The organism is Halomonas maura, from assembly GCF_030409305.1.
GTDB lineage: Bacteria > Pseudomonadota > Gammaproteobacteria > Pseudomonadales > Halomonadaceae > Halomonas > Halomonas maura.
Map to the genome: position 1 here is coordinate 119510 of NZ_JAUFPQ010000013.1, position 15162 is coordinate 134671.

Annotated in this window: 15 protein-coding genes and 1 riboswitch; of the genes, 3 read left to right on the plus strand and 12 right to left on the minus strand. The window is 72.1% G+C overall.

Annotation, left to right across the window (positions count from 1 at the left end):
* Positions 1 to 77 precede the first annotated feature (77 nt).
* Positions 78 to 359 carry a hypothetical protein gene (locus tag QWY76_RS07450; RefSeq protein ID WP_290310492.1) on the plus strand — a complete coding sequence of 94 codons (282 nt, stop codon included), beginning with the start codon at positions 78 to 80 and terminating at the stop codon, positions 357 to 359.
* 11 nt (positions 360 to 370) lie between these two features.
* Here QWY76_RS07450 and QWY76_RS07455 read toward each other — a convergent pair whose 3' ends face one another.
* Positions 371 to 1819 (minus strand): di-heme oxidoredictase family protein, encoded by a 1449-nt coding sequence (locus QWY76_RS07455; RefSeq protein ID WP_290310493.1) that lies wholly within the window; start codon positions 1817 to 1819, stop codon positions 371 to 373.
* Between the two features lie 213 nt (positions 1820 to 2032).
* A riboswitch (TPP riboswitch) is annotated at positions 2033 to 2135 on the plus strand.
* Between the two features lie 32 nt (positions 2136 to 2167).
* On the opposite strand from QWY76_RS07455, the gene thiM reads away from it, so the two are divergent.
* Positions 2168 to 2974, plus strand: coding sequence for a hydroxyethylthiazole kinase (gene thiM / locus QWY76_RS07460; RefSeq protein ID WP_290310494.1), 807 nt, complete (start codon positions 2168 to 2170; stop codon positions 2972 to 2974).
* Complete coding sequence (gene thiE / locus QWY76_RS07465) at positions 2964 to 3578, plus strand: thiamine phosphate synthase (protein ID WP_290310495.1); 615 nt, start codon at positions 2964 to 2966, stop codon at positions 3576 to 3578. The genes thiM and thiE overlap by 11 nt, the downstream gene beginning before the upstream one ends.
* A gap of 64 nt (positions 3579 to 3642) precedes the next feature.
* On the opposite strand, the gene QWY76_RS07470 is transcribed toward thiE, so the two are convergent.
* From QWY76_RS07470 to narI, 11 genes are all read right to left on the minus strand, one after another.
* Positions 3643 to 4518: a DMT family transporter gene (locus QWY76_RS07470; protein WP_290310496.1), complete on the minus strand. Its 876-nt coding sequence runs from the start codon at positions 4516 to 4518 to the stop codon at positions 3643 to 3645.
* 155 nt (positions 4519 to 4673) lie between these two features.
* The gene (locus QWY76_RS07475; protein ID WP_290310497.1) at positions 4674 to 6158 is read right to left on the minus strand and encodes a serine hydrolase; all 1485 of its coding nucleotides are present in this window, start codon (positions 6156 to 6158) and stop codon (positions 4674 to 4676) included.
* 108 nt (positions 6159 to 6266) lie between these two features.
* A complete protein-coding gene (locus QWY76_RS07480; protein WP_290310499.1) occupies positions 6267 to 9146 on the minus strand; it encodes an HD domain-containing phosphohydrolase in 2880 nt (959 codons plus the stop codon).
* 130 nt (positions 9147 to 9276) lie between these two features.
* A complete protein-coding gene (locus QWY76_RS07485; protein ID WP_290310500.1) occupies positions 9277 to 10041 on the minus strand; it encodes a sulfite exporter TauE/SafE family protein in 765 nt (254 codons plus the stop codon).
* A 54-nt stretch (positions 10042 to 10095) separates the two neighbouring features.
* Positions 10096 to 10302 carry a hypothetical protein gene (locus tag QWY76_RS07490; RefSeq protein ID WP_290310501.1) on the minus strand — a complete coding sequence of 69 codons (207 nt, stop codon included), beginning with the start codon at positions 10300 to 10302 and terminating at the stop codon, positions 10096 to 10098.
* Between the two features lie 55 nt (positions 10303 to 10357).
* Positions 10358 to 10741 carry a putative zinc-binding protein gene (locus tag QWY76_RS07495; protein ID WP_290310502.1) on the minus strand — a complete coding sequence of 128 codons (384 nt, stop codon included), beginning with the start codon at positions 10739 to 10741 and terminating at the stop codon, positions 10358 to 10360.
* A gap of 22 nt (positions 10742 to 10763) precedes the next feature.
* Positions 10764 to 11507 (minus strand): Crp/Fnr family transcriptional regulator, encoded by a 744-nt coding sequence (locus tag QWY76_RS07500; RefSeq protein ID WP_290310503.1) that lies wholly within the window; start codon positions 11505 to 11507, stop codon positions 10764 to 10766.
* Entirely contained in the window at positions 11467 to 12723 is a 1257-nt protein-coding gene (locus QWY76_RS07505) for a molybdopterin molybdotransferase MoeA (protein WP_290310504.1), read from the minus strand. The genes QWY76_RS07500 and QWY76_RS07505 overlap by 41 nt, the downstream gene beginning before the upstream one ends.
* Entirely contained in the window at positions 12720 to 13307 is a 588-nt protein-coding gene (gene moaB, locus QWY76_RS07510; RefSeq protein ID WP_290310505.1) for a molybdenum cofactor biosynthesis protein B, read from the minus strand. Before moaB ends, QWY76_RS07505 begins: the two co-directional genes overlap by 4 nt.
* Positions 13308 to 13382: 75 nt before the next feature.
* Positions 13383 to 14204 (minus strand): peptidylprolyl isomerase, encoded by an 822-nt coding sequence (locus QWY76_RS07515; RefSeq protein ID WP_290310506.1) that lies wholly within the window; start codon positions 14202 to 14204, stop codon positions 13383 to 13385.
* 272 nt (positions 14205 to 14476) lie between these two features.
* A complete protein-coding gene (gene narI, locus QWY76_RS07520; RefSeq protein ID WP_290310507.1) occupies positions 14477 to 15160 on the minus strand; it encodes a respiratory nitrate reductase subunit gamma in 684 nt (227 codons plus the stop codon).
* Between the last annotated feature and the right edge of the window lie 2 nt (positions 15161 to 15162).

Sequence of the window (15162 nt, forward strand, 5' to 3'; positions counted from 1 at the left end):
ACCTTAAGCTGACGCCCCTAACGTGGTTACATCGTGAGCCAAGCTGACGACAACAGCGACACGCGAGGAGCATGCCGATGACACAGACGATTCCGATGGCATCAGGCGCGGCCCGGCAGCGAGCCAACTGGCTGGTGATGGCCGGGGTGCTGGTACTCGCCGCGGGCGGGCTGATCGCCTGCTGGGGCAAGGTGGGCCTGCCGCTGGGCCTGATCGGCCTGGCCGCCGCGGCGACCGCCCTGCTGCGCCCGGAGCGCCATGAGCCCGGCGACCCCGAAGCCGCCAGCCGCACCATGAGTCTCCAGCACCTCAGCCAGGCCAGCCTGCTGACCCTGGCCGCCCTGCAGCTGGCCGCCTGAGGCCCTTCGCGTCAGGGCCCCTCCCGGGTCACCACTCTCGGCGACCCGGCGGGCAGCACCTGCAGCGACCTCAGGAAAGCGATGATGGCCCGGCGGTCCTCCAGCGCGAGGACCGCGAAGGCATCCCGGACTCCGCGCGCCTCGCCACCATGCGCCAGGACGGCCTCGCTGATCGTCGTCAGGTCGCCGCGGTGGCCATAGGGCGCCGAGTTGCCCACGTCCCACAGCTTGCGGGTGAGGAAGAACTCGGCCCCCGGCCGGCCTTCCTGGTCGGGCCGATCCTGGGCCAGGGTCTCGTTGCAGAAGACGCGGATCGCCTCCGCAGCCTGCGGCGGGTCGCAGAGGTCGTGGCGCTTCAGGTCGGTAAAGGCCCGGACGATGGCGCCGCCCCGGGGCGCCGGCTCGAGGTGAGGCCCCTCCCCCTCGCGGGTCAGGTCGAAGGCGATGGCCTGGGCGGTGTCGCTGAGGGTCCCCGGCGGATTGAGGGCATAGGGCTCGACGAAGTGGCGGCTCTCCAGGCGCATCGCCGGCACGTGGCAGCCGGCGCAGCCGATGTCCTCGAACAGCCGCTCGCCCCGCACCACCCGGGCCGCCGCCTCCGGGGCCGCGGGCATCAGCCGCCCGGGCACGCCCAGCGACGCCTGGAAGACGGTCACCGCGGTGATGTCGCCGACCGTCAGTTCCCGCGTCACGCCGTCCTCGTCGTGATCTCCCGCCGGCGACCTGGCGGGGTTCAGCTCGAAGTGCTCCTCCGCCTGCATGCCGTGGTGGTGGTTGAAGGCGCCGACCGTGAATGCCCGCAGCGACCGCCGGACCCCCGACTGGTGGAATGGCTTGACGACCAGATCCGGGTCGATGCCCTGGCTGGACACCACCTCCCCGTCGGTGATCGTCACCCCGAAGTCGACCCCCTTGGAGGACAGCACCCAGGTGCCGTCACCCCGCTCGGCGGCCTGGCGCTGCAGGTCGGCCGTCATCTCCCTGGCCAGCATGTCGATGGCCCCGGCGCCGAACATGCCCAGGGTGTTGCGGCTGTTGCTGAAGCGGGCGCTGACGCTCTCGATGACCGGATCCTGCGCCTGGGCCATGACGAAGACGTTGACCACGAACTCACCGGCCCCGCCCGGGCGGGGATCGATATGGCAGCCGGCACAGGAATTCGCGTCGGGCGCCGAGGTGCGGATGAAGTGCGGCTCGTCCGGGGCGCGTTTCTCGCCGGTGCCGGTGCTGGCCGGACGGCCCTGGCCATCACACCGGTTGAACTTGGCCACGAACAGCTCACGGCCTCGCTGCACGAGCCGCTCGAAGGCTATCTGGCCGGCGACGATATCGGCCTGCTCCAGGTGGCTCGACAGCGCGGGCTCATCGGCCAGGTCGGGCGGGCACTGGTGAGGCTCATGAGCCATCCCCACCGACATCGCCAGCCACAGGACCAACAGCCCCAGCGCCACCTTCCCCATAGAGCCTCCTCGGGCGGCCCCCTCGTCCAGCTCCCCTCGCCCCCGGCACACCACCGCGGAGAGGCGGTAAACCGCCCCCTTGTCTTCACTATAGGAATCCCCGCGAGGGTCGGGTGCCGGACGGCTTATGACTTTTCGCTCGATCCCCATGCCGACGGCCGTGCGCCCCGCACGGGGCGGCTTTACAGCCTGCGGCCGAACGAGGATAGTGACGACTGACGACAGGGGCGCCGGCGCGGCAGGCCGCACCGGCTGAGAGGCACCCTTACCACCTGACCCGGATAATGCCGGCGGAGGGAGTCGTGCCGGCCGCTCCTGGCCCGCGCCTCCCCTCCCCCGGGAGGCCCTATGCATTCCATCGATCCCGCCGAGCACCTGGCTCGGGTCCGCGCGTCCACGCCGCTGGTCCACAACATCACCAATCTTGTGGCGATGAACACCATGGCCAATGTGCTGCTGGCCCTGGGGGCCTCGCCGGCCATGGTGCACGCCCGCGAGGAAGTGACCGAGTTCGTCGCCCTGGCGAGCGCGCTGACCGTCAATATCGGCACCCTCTCCCCGCCCTGGGTGGACGCCATGGACGACGCCGCCCGGGCCGCGACGGCGGCGGCCACGCCCTGGGTCCTCGACCCCGTCGCGGTGGGCGCCACCACCCTGCGCCGCGCGGCCGGTGCCCGGCTGCTGGCCCTGGGCCCCACCGCGATCCGCGGCAATGCCTCGGAGATCCTGGCCCTGGCCGACCAGGGCGGCGGAGGCCGCGGCGTGGACAGCACCGATGCGAGCGCCACCGCCACACAGGCCGCGGTGACCCTGGCCCGCCGCAGCGGCGCCGTGGTCGCGGTCACCGGCGAGGTCGACCTGGTCACCGACGGCCGGCGCCTGGCGCGGATCGCCGGCGGCCATGCCCTGATGCCGCGGGTCACCACCCTGGGCTGCGCCCTGACCGGCGTGGTCGGCGCCTACCTGGCCGGGGCCGAGGATGCCTTCGCCGCCACGGTGGCGGCCCTGGCCGGCTACGCCGTGGCCGGGGAGAGGGCCGGCGAGATCGCCGAAGGTCCGGGCAGCTTCGCCGTGGCCTTCCTCGATGCCCTCCACGCCCTGGACGGCCCCACCCTCACCGCGCGCACGCGCCTGGAGATCACCGATGCGAGCTGACTTGTCCCTCTACCTGGTCACCGACCCGCGCCTGTGCGAGTCCCATGGCCTGGTCGAGACCGTCATGGCCGCGGTGCGCGGCGGAGTGAGCCTGGTGCAGCTGCGCGACAAGCATGCCAGCGACGCCGAACTCGTGTCCCTGGCGCGCCGGCTCAAGACGGCGCTGGCCGGCAGCGGCGTGCCCTTGATCATCAACGATCGCCTGGAGGTGGCACTCGCCGGCGGCGCCGATGGCCTGCATATCGGCCAGGACGACGGCGAGGTGGCCGATGCCCGCGCCGCGCTGGGCCCCGAGGCCATCCTCGGCCTCTCGGTACAGACCCCTGAGCAGCTCGCCCGGCTCGACGCGAGGCGGCTCGACTACCTGGGCCTGGGGCCGGTCTTCGCCACCCCGTCCAAGCACGACCACGCCCGGCCGCTGGGCTTCGCGGGCCTGGCCGAGCTGGTGGCGGCGAGCCCCCTGCCGACGGTGGCCATCGGCGGGCTCAAGGCCGAGCACGCCCGGGACGTGTACCGGGCGGGGGCCGACGGCCTGGCGGTGATCTCCGCCATCTGCGGCACCCCGGATCCCGAGGCCGCCGCCCGCGCCTTCCCGAGACGCTGAGCCCGGCTACCCGGCGACGGACAATCGTCCTGGACCTGATGGGTTGCACGGCAACCCACGCGGCCTAGGCGCTGGGACGGCGGTTCAGGGCGGTGCGTCGCTCGTGATAGGCGATGGCCAGGCCGCTGGCGATGATCAGCGAGCCGCCCAGTAACACCCACAGGTCCGGCACCTCGTCCCAGAAGGCCCAGCCCAGCAGCACCGCCCACAGCAGGGCCGTGTAGTCGAAGGGCGCGGCCAGCGCCGCCGGGGCATGGCGGAAGGCCAGGGTGAGCCCGGCCATGGCGCCCACTCCGAGGCAGCCGGCCGTCAGGAAGGCCGGCCAGTGCAGGGGCGCCGGCGTCTGCCAGACCCAGGGCAGGGTCGTGGCCGAGACCAGCAGCGGCACCAGGGTGGTGTAGAAGACCATCGCCCAGAGATGCTCGCGCTCGCCGTAGCGACGCGCGGTGAGCATGGTCAGGGCATAGAACACCGCCGCCGCCACCACCACCAGGGCCCCGGGCTGGAAGCTGTCACCACCCGGCCGGACCACCACCAGCACCCCGACGAAGCCCAGCAGGGTGGCCAGCACCGTGAAGCGGTCGACCCGCTCGCCGAGTAGCGGCACCGACAGCAGGGTCACGAACAGCGGCGCGGCGAAGGCGATGGCGGTGGTCTCGGCCAGCGGCAGCAGGGTCAGCCCCCACATGAAGCAGATCATGGTGCCGCTGAAGATCAGCCCGCGCAGCAGGTGCACGCCCGGCCGCCGCGTGCGCAGGGTCCGCAGCCCGCCATTGAACCGCGCGATCAGCACGATCAGCGGCAACGAGACCAGGGTGCGAAAGAAGATGATCTGCAGTGGCGAATGGGTCTCGCCCAGCCACTTGGTGATGGCGTCGCCCAGCGCCAGGCACAGCACCCCGCCACACATGTACAGGATGCCCTTCAGCGACGATGACATGCGAACCGCCTCCTTGCATCGCTCCCCCGAGTCCCGGGGAGGGAGAAAAAACCACCCCGCCGGGCAAACCGGCGGGGCGAGGATTCCCTACCAACCTAAGGGGCGCCGCGAGCGGCGGCAAGGCTTGCGGATAGGTTCCGGATGAACCGTCACACCTAGAGGCTGGCCTGGACCACCATGCAGTCCATGCCCTGGGCCTGCAGGCGCCGGCAGGCACTGCGGGCCTGCCCCTCCTGCATGTCCACCAGGCGCGCGCGGTAAACGCCCGCGCCCTCGACACGGGGCACCGCGACCCGGGCATCCGCCAGCTCGGTGGCCAGGCGATCGGCCGCCCGGGCGGCCAGGCGCCGGGCGTGGTCGGCATCGTTGAAGGCGCCGATCTGCACGCCCCAGCCGCCACCGGCCGCATCGCCCTCGGCGAGCACCTGGCGGATGGGGTCGTCGGCAGGCGTCTGCGGGGCCGAGGCAACGGCAGCGGGCGTAGTCGTCGACGGCGACTCGACAGGCTCGGCCATGACGGGTCGGGCCGGCACCAGGGTCTCGTCGACGGAGGGGGCGACGGCCGTCGAGGAACCGGCCGCCGGGGGGTTGAACGCCTGGGCGCCGGCCGATGAGGTGCTGGCCGGAGCGGCGACCGCCGGCTCGGCGGATGCCGGCCGGGCCCTGACCGAGCTCGCGGTGGTGGAGGTGGTGGTGGTATCGATGCTCGCCAGCATCTGCCCGGCAGGCTGCACCGGCGCCACCGGCGCCGCGCCGCCGGGCATCAGGCGCTCGCCGGCGATCGCGGTGTTGGCCAGCCAGCCGGAGCCATCGGCCAGGGAGGCCCGCACGAAGCCGCGATCCAGCAGCTCGGCCATGTGCTCGTCCCGGGAGGCGGCGGAGAAGCCGCCCATCACCACCGACAGCATGCGCCGGCCGTCTCGCACCGCCGAGGTCGCCACGTTGAAGCCCGACGCCCGGATGAAGCCGGTCTTGAGGCCGTCGGCGCCCGGGTAGTTGGCGAGCAGGCGATTGTGGCCACGATAGGTCTTGCCCCGCCAGCCGAAGCGCTGCAGGGCGAAGTAGGGATAGTACTGGGGGAAGTCGAGCATCAGCCGCCGCGACAGCACGGCCATGTCGCGGGCCGTGGTGACCTGGCGGTCATCCGGTAGCCCGGAGGCATTGCGGAAGGTGGTGTCGTGCATGCCCAGCTCGCGGGCCCGGTCGGTCATCATCCGGGCGAAGTGTGACTCGCTGCCGCCCAGCGCCTCGGCGACCACCACGGCCACGTCGTTGGCGGAGCGCACGATCAACGACTCGATGGCGGTCTCCACGGGGATGCGGTCGCCGGGCTTGAGGTACAGCTTGGTGGCCGGCATGGCCGCCGCCGCCGCCGACACGGGCAAGGGCTCGTCGAGACTCAGGCTGCGCCCCTCGAGGGCCTCGAAGAGCAGGTAGAGGGTCATCATCTTGGTCAGCGAGGCCGGGTAGCGCGGCGCATCGGCGTTCTCGGCGTAGAGGATCTCGTGGGTGTCGGCATCGATGACGATGCCCGCATAGCGCGGATTCCCAGCCTTGGCGGCGCCGGCCACGACCAGCAGGCCGACCAGCAGCATGACGACGGTGGCTAGGCGCCACTGCAGGAAGCTCGTGGACCCCATTGACGTTCCCCTGATATTTGGCTTGCTACATGAGTGCATTATGACCCACCCAGCCAGGCTGTACAGGGTGAAAGACGCCGACTTGCGGGTCAATTCCCGGTTTGCCCCTCAGGAGACCGGGCGGGCCAGCCCCGCCTGGGCCTTGAGGTCGTCGATGTCGACCCGGTCGATCTGCTCGGGCGCCAGGAAACGCGCCGCATAGTCGCGCCAGACCCCGCTGTCGAGCAGCAGTTGGAAGACCAGGGGATCCAGGTGGCCATCCCGTGCCATGCGCGCCAGGATCGACAGGGACTGCGACAGCGTCATGCCGGGCTTGTAGGGACGGTCGACGGCGGTCAGCGCCTCGAAGACGTCGGCCACCGCCATGATGCGCTCCTCCAGGCTCGCCTCGGCCAGCACCAGGCGGCGTGGATAGCCCTGGCCATCCATGCGCTCGTGGTGGTTGCCGGCGATGGCCGGCACCTGGCGCAGGTGGGCGGGCCAGGGCAGCGAGTCCAGCATGATGATGGTCTGGACGATATGCTCCTGAATGCGGAACCGCTCCACCTCGTTGAGGGTGCCGCGCACCACCCGCAGGTTGTAGAGCTCGCCCTGGTGGCCGGCCACCGCCGGGGGGCGCATGTCGAAGCCCCAGCGGTTGTCGGGGTCGTCCGCGGCCACCGGCGGCGGCTTGGCGGCCCAGTCGACCAGGTGCCGGGGCCGGTCGGCGAGCAGCGACTCCGCCGCCGGCAGCGTGACCTCGGGCTCCCGGGCCAGGCGCCTGGCCTCGTCCTCCGAGAGCCCCAGCCGATCGTCGAAATGCCGCCACCAGCGCCACTCGGCGATCTCATCCAGCCGCCGGGCCCGCGCCTCGTCGAGGCGCTCGCCGCCCTGGTTGACCTCGGCGACCAGCCGCCAGGCCGCCTGGAGCTCGGCCTGGCGGCGGGCCCGGACCTCGTCGAGGGCGCCCGCCTCGCCGCCCTCGGCGAGGCCCTGCCAGTAGGTCATCTCGGCGTCTCGCCACAGCACCTCGAAGCGGGTGCGGATCTCGTGGATCCGGTTGTAGCGGGTCTCCAGCTTGGTCGCCTTCTCCATGACGTCGTCCGGGCTGGTCAGCTTGCCGCAGTCGTGCAGCCAGGCGGCCAGGTGGAAGGCGGTGCGCCGCTCCTCGTCCACCGTCTCGGCCGCGAAGGGCCCGCTACGGTCGCGCTCCACGCCCTGCAGCAGCATCTCGGCGAGCTGCGGTACCCGCGAGCAGTGGCCGCCGGTATGCGGGGACTTGGCATCGGTCGCCGCGGCGATCAGCTCGACGATGGCGTCCAGCAGGCGCTTCTCGCCCTCCAGCAGGCGACGCATCTCGATGGCCACGGCGGCGGCCCCGGAAAGCTCCTCGACGAAACGCCGCCAGGGCAGGTCGTCCCCCGCATCGGGCTCCCCGCGCAGGGCCAGCAGCAGCAGCCCCAGGCGGTGCCCGCTGCGGTTGCACAGCGGCTGGACCAGATAGCCGCGCAGCTCGAGCTGGCCGCTCAGCGCCGCCAGGCCTTCCTCCGTCACGGCCGGCAGCACCAGCTGGCCGGGCAGGCGGGCATCCTCGCCGCCACTGCCCGCCTCCGCCACACAGGCGAAGCGCGACGCGTCGGCCTCGTCCTCCAGGTAGATGGCGCCATGGCGACTGTCGGTGATCCGCAGCAGGTCATCGAGGATGCCGGCGAGCATCGTCTCCAGGTGCGGCTCGCTGCTGAGCGTGCGGGTCATGCGCTGGAAGTCGGCGATACTGCCGGCCATCCCCTCCAGGGCCTGACTGAGCTGCTGGACCTCGCGCACCGGCGAGGCGGTGCCGCGGTAGCCGGCGAAATCGAAGCCGGCCAGGGCCCGGACCTGCTCGGCCAGGGAGTAGAGCGGCTTGCCGAGACGATGCCCGACCCAGATGCCCAGGGGCAGCAGGGCGAGCACCAGGCCACCTGCCACCAGGGAGCGCTGCCACAGCAGCCGGCGCGTCCCGGCCAGCATCTCGCGTTCCGGCACCGCCAACAGCAGGTGGGCCTGGGTCTCCCCGATACCCTGGAAGGGCAGGCGCATGCCGAACCAGGCCTGTCCCGCGGCGCGGAAGCGCACCGCCTCCTCCTGCCGGCCGAGCGCATCCAGGCGGGACAGCACCGGGACCTCCAGCTCGCGCAGCTGCGCCAGTCGCGGGCCGGCGGGGGTGTCGACGAGCAGGCGCTGCGCTTCGGGATGGGCCAGCACCCGGTCATGCCGGGAAACCACGGCCAGCCGCGTGCCCGGCGTGAGCCTGAGCGAGGCGATCTCGGCGCCCAGATCCATTAGGGAGGCATCCAGCCCCACCACGGCGCGGCCATCCGCACTGCGTCGCGACAGGGTGACGCCGATCTCGCGGGTGGCGAAGAACACATAGGGCGCGGAGAGGTGCACGTCGACGGAGGACTGGGCCTGCCGGTACCAGGGCCGGGGGCGCGGGTCGTAGTCGGCGTCGGGCATGGCCCGCCGCTCCAGCAGCTCGAGGGCCTCGTCGTAGAGGCGCCACTCGCCGTAGCGCCGGCCGCGCGGATCCCGGGAGACCACCTGCACCAGGTAGTGGGCCCGCGCGATGCCGTCGAGCGGCGGCAGGTGCTCCTCGGCCACGCGGGACACCGGCCGCAACCGCAGGAAGTCGCCGTTGGCATAGCCGATGAAGACGGCGCTGGCCACCTCGTGGCTCTCCAGGGCACCGGCCAGCAGCGGCAGGTCTTCCAGGCGATCGGCCAGCCGCTCGTCGGAGGCGAGGTCGTCCCGGGCCAGCAGACGAACCACCACTCGCGCCGGGTCGATCAGGCGCCGGGAGCGCTCCTCGGTGGTGAGGGCGAGCTGGCGACCGGTGTCGCGGACGGCGCTGACCAGCACGCTATCGGCCCCGCGGGCGCCATGCCACAGCAGCACCCCCGCCAGGATCAGCATCAGCCCGACGATCGACAGGGCGATCAGCGTCTGCAGGGACAGGCCTCGACGCAGCATGGCGGGTTCCCGTTGGCAGCCAGAGGGAGAGCCGGCGTGGACCGGTCATGCATCTCAGCATATCCCAAGGTCGGCCAGGCCTCTCGTCCGCCGTGCGTCGCCCCTGCCACGGGGGACGCGCGGATCGGGCTCATCCCAGCCCCAGGCGCTGCAGCCCCAGCCAGGCCAGGCGCAGCGACAGCAGCGTCAGGGCGGCGCGAAAGAGACGGTCGAAGCGGTGCTCGGAGAGGCGATGCAGCAGGCGCAGCCCCAGCCAGGTGCCGACGAAGCCGGCGCCGACCATGGCCAGGATCAGCGCCAGCCAGTCATGGAAGACGAAGCCGGCCACGCCGAACACGAAGGCCTTGGTCAGGTGCTGGGCCATCATGCACGCGGAGAAGGTCGCCACCTTGGCCAGCCGCCCCGACTGGCGCTGCTTGATGAAGGCCGCCACCACCGGGCCGCTGGCCCCGACCAGGCTCGACAGCAGGGTGGTCACCGCCCCGACGACCAGGGTGCCGGCCCGGCCCAGGGCGCGCCTGGGCAGCCCCGGCCCCCAGCAGGTGAAGAGCACGAAGGCGGCGATGCACAGCTCCAGCACCCCCGCCGGCAGCCGGATCAGCAACCAGGCGGCGGCCAGGGCACCGAGCGCCACGCCGGGCAGGAAGGCCAGCAGGGTGACGCGGTCGACATGCCGCCAGGTCATGGCCATGCGGCCGACGTTGGAGCCCAGCTGCACCATGCCGTGCACCGGAATCAGCGCCGCCGCCGGCATCACCTGGGCCAGGGCCATGATCATCAGCACCCCGCCACCGGCGCCCAGCGCCGCGGTGAAGGCCGAGGTCAGCACCGAGAGCAGGATCAGCAGCAGGTTGAGGGCCGCGGAAAGCGGCGAGAGGCTGTCGAGCAGCGGCATGGGGCATCCCTGGCCGTGGACGAGGCTCCCATGATACCCGACCCACGGGCGGGATCAGGCCCCCGGGGCCTCGAAGGCCTCGCGGTTCCGCTGCTCGACCAGCGCGAGCGGCGACTCGGACTGGGGCACCTCGGCCTGGTACAGGGTCGACTCGGCGCGGGAGAAGCGGTCGCGGATCGCGGCGCGGGCGACGAAGGCCGTGGCGGTGTCGTGGATGCGGAGCCCTTGTGGCCGGCCCGGCACGACCCACCAGGAAGACAACCTCCTGGTTCATCTCTTGCCCCCGGCGGAGAGCATCGTCGGCGGCGGGCGAGCCTCAGGCGTCCATCGGCAGCCGGGCGATCAGCTCGCCGACCTGCTCGGTGACGGCGGCGATGGTCGCCTCGTCGTAGCGCCGGCCCTTGCGCTTCTTCAGGCCCTGATCATAGAGCCGGACATGCTCGGTGGGAGTGACGTCGGCGTTGGCCAGGCAGTGGCGGGCACAGTGCATCTGGCAGCCGTCGATGGCCACCACCGGGCGACCGGCGCGCGCGGTGCGCACCAGGCCGGGCACCCCACCGCCCACCCCGGCGATGCACGACATCTCCGCGTCGCCGGCGTGGTCCAGGCGCAGGGCCACCTCGTTGGCGAGCTGGGCCACGTCGGAGCAGCCGGAGCAGGCATAGACCAGGGGTCGGGACTTGCGGACGGGTCGGGACATGGAACCTCCCTGGGAGGATGGGTCAGTGGTCGGCGAGCAGGATCTCGCGCAGCTTCTGCTCGTCGAGCACCACCAGGCGCTGGCGCTCGACATTGATGGCCCCGGCCTCGCGCAGCCGGGCCAGCAGCCGCGACAGGGTCTCCGGCGTCATGGCCAGCTGGGCGGCCAGCCAGCACTTGGGAATGGTCAGGCGCACCACCCGGGGCCCGTTGGCCCGCCCCGGCGGCAGCTGGCGAAGGATATAGCTGACCACCCGGGCCATGGCATCGGCCTGGGTGAGCAGCGCCAGGTCCTCGAGGCGCTCGGTGAGCTCCAGGGCCAGGCGGCTCATGAACTCGGCGCGACAGGCCGGCTGGTCATCGAGCAGGGCGCGGCAGCGGCCGGCGGGAATCGCCAGCAGCTGGGTGCGCCGCAGGGATTCGGCGGAATAGAGGTAGCGGCCCTCGCGGGACACCATGCTCAGCTCGCCCAGCGGACCGCCACGCTCGACGCAGCGAATGGTCGCCAGGTGGCCGTCGGTGGCCGAGCGCACCAGGCGCACGGCGCCGCTGATCACGATATACAGCCAGTGGGCCGGCGCCTCCTGGCGGAACAGCCACTCGCGGCTCTTGAGCGACTGGACCCGGGAATCCGCCAGCAGCGCGCCGGCGGCCTCGTCGTCGAGGCCGCCCAGCCAGGGCACGCCGGCTACGAGGTCACGCAGCTGCCGGGGCCGCAGCAGCAGGTCAGTCGAGGAACTGGTCACCGGGGCAATAGGCATAGGCATGGCCTTCCTCCACTCGGGTATCGGGTTCGATCATCAGGTAGCCATGGGCCTGGCGGGCGGCGCCCAGCATGTGCGAGCCCTGGCCGCCGGCGAGACGCGCCACCGGCCGGCCCTGCGTCCAGTCCAGCACCACCCGCAGCAGCTCGCGCCGGCCCCGGGGCGCCCGGCGGGAGAAGCCGGCGGTCACCGGGAAGCACTGCAGGGGCCCCGGGGTGCGTCCCTGGCGACCGTGCACGAAGGGCAGCGCCAGCAGCTGCCAGCCGACCAGCGAGGCCACCGGGTTGCCGGGCAGGCCGATCAGCGGCGTGCCGGCCTCCCGGGAGGGTCCCAGGTAGCCCAGGGCGAAGGGCTTGCCGGGCTTGATGGCCACGCCATGGAAGTCGAGACCGCCGAGGGTCTCCAGCACCGGGCGCACATGGTCCTCCTCCCCCACCGAGACGCCGCCGGTGCACAGCACCAGATCGGCCGACTCCCGGGCATGCAGGAAGGCCTGCGCCAGGGCTCGCGGCGTATCGACGACCACCCCCAGGTCGAGGCACTCGCAATCCTGGGCGGCCAGCAGCTGACGCAGCATGGCGCCATTGCTGTTGTAGACGGCCCCCGGCGTCCAGGCCTGGCCTGGCTCGATCACCTCGTCGCCGGTACCGATCAGCGCGACGCGCAGCCGGCGGCGCACCGTCACGGCGGCAATGCCCTGACCGGCCAGCAGGGCGACGGTGGCCGGCGAGAGTACCGCCCCGGCCTCGAGCAGCGCCTGCCCGGCGCGAAGCTCCTCGCCGCGGCGGCGGATATGGGCGCCGGCCAGGACCTCGGCGGGAAAGTGCACCCGGCCCTCGGCATCCACGCGGGTGCGCTCCTGGGGCACCACCGCCTCGGCGCCGCGGGGCAGCGGCGCCCCGGTGAATATCCGCGCACAGCCGCCCTCGGCCAGGCACTGCACCCCGGCCCCGGCGGGAACCCGCTGGACCACCGGCAGCACGCCCCCGGTCGCGGCGAGATCCGCCAGGCGCAGGGCATAGCCATCCATGGCGCTGTTGTCGATGCCGGGCATGTCCAGCCGGGCCCGCACCGGCTCGGCCAGCACCCGGCCGCCGGCCTCGTCCAGGGGCAGCCGCTCGATGCCGGCGACGGGGGTGGCGGCGGCGATCATCAGCGTCCGGGCGTCGAACAGGTCCAGCAGCCCGGTGCTCGTCGTTGCCTCGCAGCCGCAATTCATGCCTCGGCTCCCTGGACCCGGCCGGCGTCGGCCGGCGCTGCCAGGCGGGACGCGCAGGGCGCGGCCGCGGGCTGGACCATGGCGACGAAGTTGCAGGGCCGGGTGCGGGCGTCCAGCTGGTCGGCCAGGATGCCGTCCCAGGCGGTGGCGCAGGCCCGCGGCGAGCCGGGCATGGCGAACACCAGGGTACGGTCGATCAGCCCGGCCACGGCCCGGGACTGGATGGTGGAGGTGCCGATGGTCTCCCGGGAGAGCGCGCGGAACAGCTCGCCGTAGCCGTCCACGGCCTTGTCGAACAGCGGTGCCAGGGCCTCGGGCGTGGTGTCCCGGGCGGTGAAGCCGGTGCCGCCGTTGACCAGGATGACCTGGATATCCTCGCGCACCACCCAGGCCGAGACCGCGGCCCGGATGCGGTAGACGTCATCGGGCACGATGCGTCGTTCCACCAGGGCATGGCCGGCGCCGGTGAGGCGCTCGCCGAGCAGGTCGCCGCTGCCGTCCTCGTCGAAACCGCGGGTATCGGAGACCGTCAGCACGGCGATTCCCAGCGGCACGAAGGGAGCATCGGCATGTACATGAGCCATGGGGTCCTCCTGCGCCGCCTTCGTCTCGGCGGCGTCATCAAGAAAAGGGATGGGCGTCAGGCGCGCGCGCCGGGCCTACTGCATCAGCGCTCCGGCGGCATCGTCATCGAGGGCGATCCCCTCGACGCCGATCGCCGCCTCCAGGGCCAGCAGGTAATGGCGCAGCGCGCGGCGAGTGGCCTGCTCCTTCAGGCTGTGGCGCACCCGCTCGGCCACCGCCTCGTAGGGCAGCACGCGCCCCTCGACCCGGGCGTCGAGGCTGACGACATGCCAGCCATAGCGCGACGCCAGCGGCCGTTCGTGCAGCCCCTCGGGCAGGTGCTGCAGGGCACGGTCCAGCTCGGGCACGGTCTGTCCCGGCAGCAGCCAGCCGAGCTCGCCACCCGCGTCCTTCGAGGGGCAGGCCGAATGGCGCTGTGCCAGCTCGGTGAAGCGCTCCGGGGCCTCCCGCAGCTGGCGGATGAGCGTCTCGGCCAGGCGATAGCCGCCATCCCGGCCCGGCGCATCATCCGGGGCCGCGGCCAGCAGCACATGGCGCACCCGCAAGCGGGTGGGCTCGCTGAAGCGCTCCGGATGGGTGGCATGGAAGCGCCGGCAATCCGCCTCGGCGGGCTCGGGCACGTCCAGTTCCCGTTCGAGCAGGGCGGCGATGGCCGCATCGCCCTCCTCGACGGCCGCCTCGTCACTCTCGGCCAGGCCGAGCTGGCCTGCCCGCTGGCGCAGCAGCTCGCGCACCACCAGGGCGCGGGCCGCCTTGAGCTGGGCGGTGCCGGCCGAGTCCGCCGGGTGGTACTGCATCTCCTGGGCGATGGCGCCCTCGTCGATGTCGGCCTCGCCGACCCGGATGGGGGGCGGGGTCACGCCCCCGGGAATCTGCTCGATATCGATCTTTTGCATGACTTAATCCTTGACGCTCTTCTCAACCGGTCTGGTAAGTGGGGGCTTTTCCGGCGGCAGGCCCCGATGTGTCGGACCATCGAGGAGGCGCTGTGAACCCATCCCTGGGCGCTACCGACGCCCTGCCGCGCTCTCGCATCCTGCTCCGCTTCCAGGGCCGGTGCTGGCCGTCCATGGCCAGCCCGTTCGGCGAATTCGCCTCACCCCTGGCGTAGGACCTCCTCTTCGACCTGCCCCCGGCGCCCCTGCCGGGGGTATGGGCAAGGCCTGTCTCAGCCCCGCTTGCGCACCAGCTGGTAGCGGCGGGTGAGATAGCCCAGCGGCACGCTCCAGACGTGCACCAGGCGCGTGAAGGGGAAGAGCAGGATGATGGTCAGCCCCAGGAAGACGTGCAGCTTGTAGATCCAGGACACCTCGGCCATGTAGTCCGCCGCGCCACCGCCGAAGAAGACGATGGCCTGGGCCCAGGCCGCCAGGGTCAGCATCATCTCGCCGTCCAGGTGGCCCAGGGAGAAGAACACCGTGGTGACACCCAGTGCCGCCTGGAACACCAGCAGCGCCAGGATCAGGGTGTCCATCGTGCTGGAGGAGGCACGCACTCGCGGGTTGGTGAGGCGGCGATGCAGCAGCATGGCGCCGCCGGCCAGGCACAGCACCCCGGCGATGCCGCCGACCACGATGGCGATCACCTGCTTGGCCCCGGCGCTGAGGAAGGGCGCATAGACCCAGTGCGGCGTCAGCATGCCGAACAGGTGACCGAAGAAGATCACCAGGATGCCGATATGGAAGAGGTTGCTGGCCAGGCGCATGTTCTTCGAGGAGAGCATCTGGCTCGAGCCGGTCTTCCAGGTGAACTGTCCCTGGTCGTAGCGCAGCAGGCTGCCGACCAGGAACACCGTCCCGGCCAGGTAGGGGTAATAGCCGTAGATGAGATGTTGCAGGTATTCGCCAAACATGA

Coding starts and splice junctions, on each gene's coding strand:
- QWY76_RS07450 (WP_290310492.1), top strand. CDS start 78: ATGACACAGACGATTCCGATGGCATCAGGCGCGGCCCGGCAGCGAGCC.
- QWY76_RS07455 (WP_290310493.1), bottom strand. CDS start 1,819: ATGGGGAAGGTGGCGCTGGGGCTGTTGGTCCTGTGGCTGGCGATGTCG.
- thiM (WP_290310494.1), top strand. CDS start 2,168: ATGCATTCCATCGATCCCGCCGAGCACCTGGCTCGGGTCCGCGCGTCC.
- thiE (WP_290310495.1), top strand. CDS start 2,964: ATGCGAGCTGACTTGTCCCTCTACCTGGTCACCGACCCGCGCCTGTGC.
- QWY76_RS07470 (WP_290310496.1), bottom strand. CDS start 4,518: ATGTCATCGTCGCTGAAGGGCATCCTGTACATGTGTGGCGGGGTGCTG.
- QWY76_RS07475 (WP_290310497.1), bottom strand. CDS start 6,158: ATGGGGTCCACGAGCTTCCTGCAGTGGCGCCTAGCCACCGTCGTCATG.
- QWY76_RS07480 (WP_290310499.1), bottom strand. CDS start 9,146: ATGCTGCGTCGAGGCCTGTCCCTGCAGACGCTGATCGCCCTGTCGATC.
- QWY76_RS07485 (WP_290310500.1), bottom strand. CDS start 10,041: ATGCCGCTGCTCGACAGCCTCTCGCCGCTTTCCGCGGCCCTCAACCTG.
- QWY76_RS07495 (WP_290310502.1), bottom strand. CDS start 10,741: ATGTCCCGACCCGTCCGCAAGTCCCGACCCCTGGTCTATGCCTGCTCC.
- QWY76_RS07500 (WP_290310503.1), bottom strand. CDS start 11,507: ATGCCTATGCCTATTGCCCCGGTGACCAGTTCCTCGACTGACCTGCTG.
- QWY76_RS07505 (WP_290310504.1), bottom strand. CDS start 12,723: ATGAATTGCGGCTGCGAGGCAACGACGAGCACCGGGCTGCTGGACCTG.
- moaB (WP_290310505.1), bottom strand. CDS start 13,307: ATGGCTCATGTACATGCCGATGCTCCCTTCGTGCCGCTGGGAATCGCC.
- QWY76_RS07515 (WP_290310506.1), bottom strand. CDS start 14,204: ATGCAAAAGATCGATATCGAGCAGATTCCCGGGGGCGTGACCCCGCCC.
- narI (WP_290310507.1), bottom strand. CDS start 15,160: ATGTTTGGCGAATACCTGCAACATCTCATCTACGGCTATTACCCCTAC.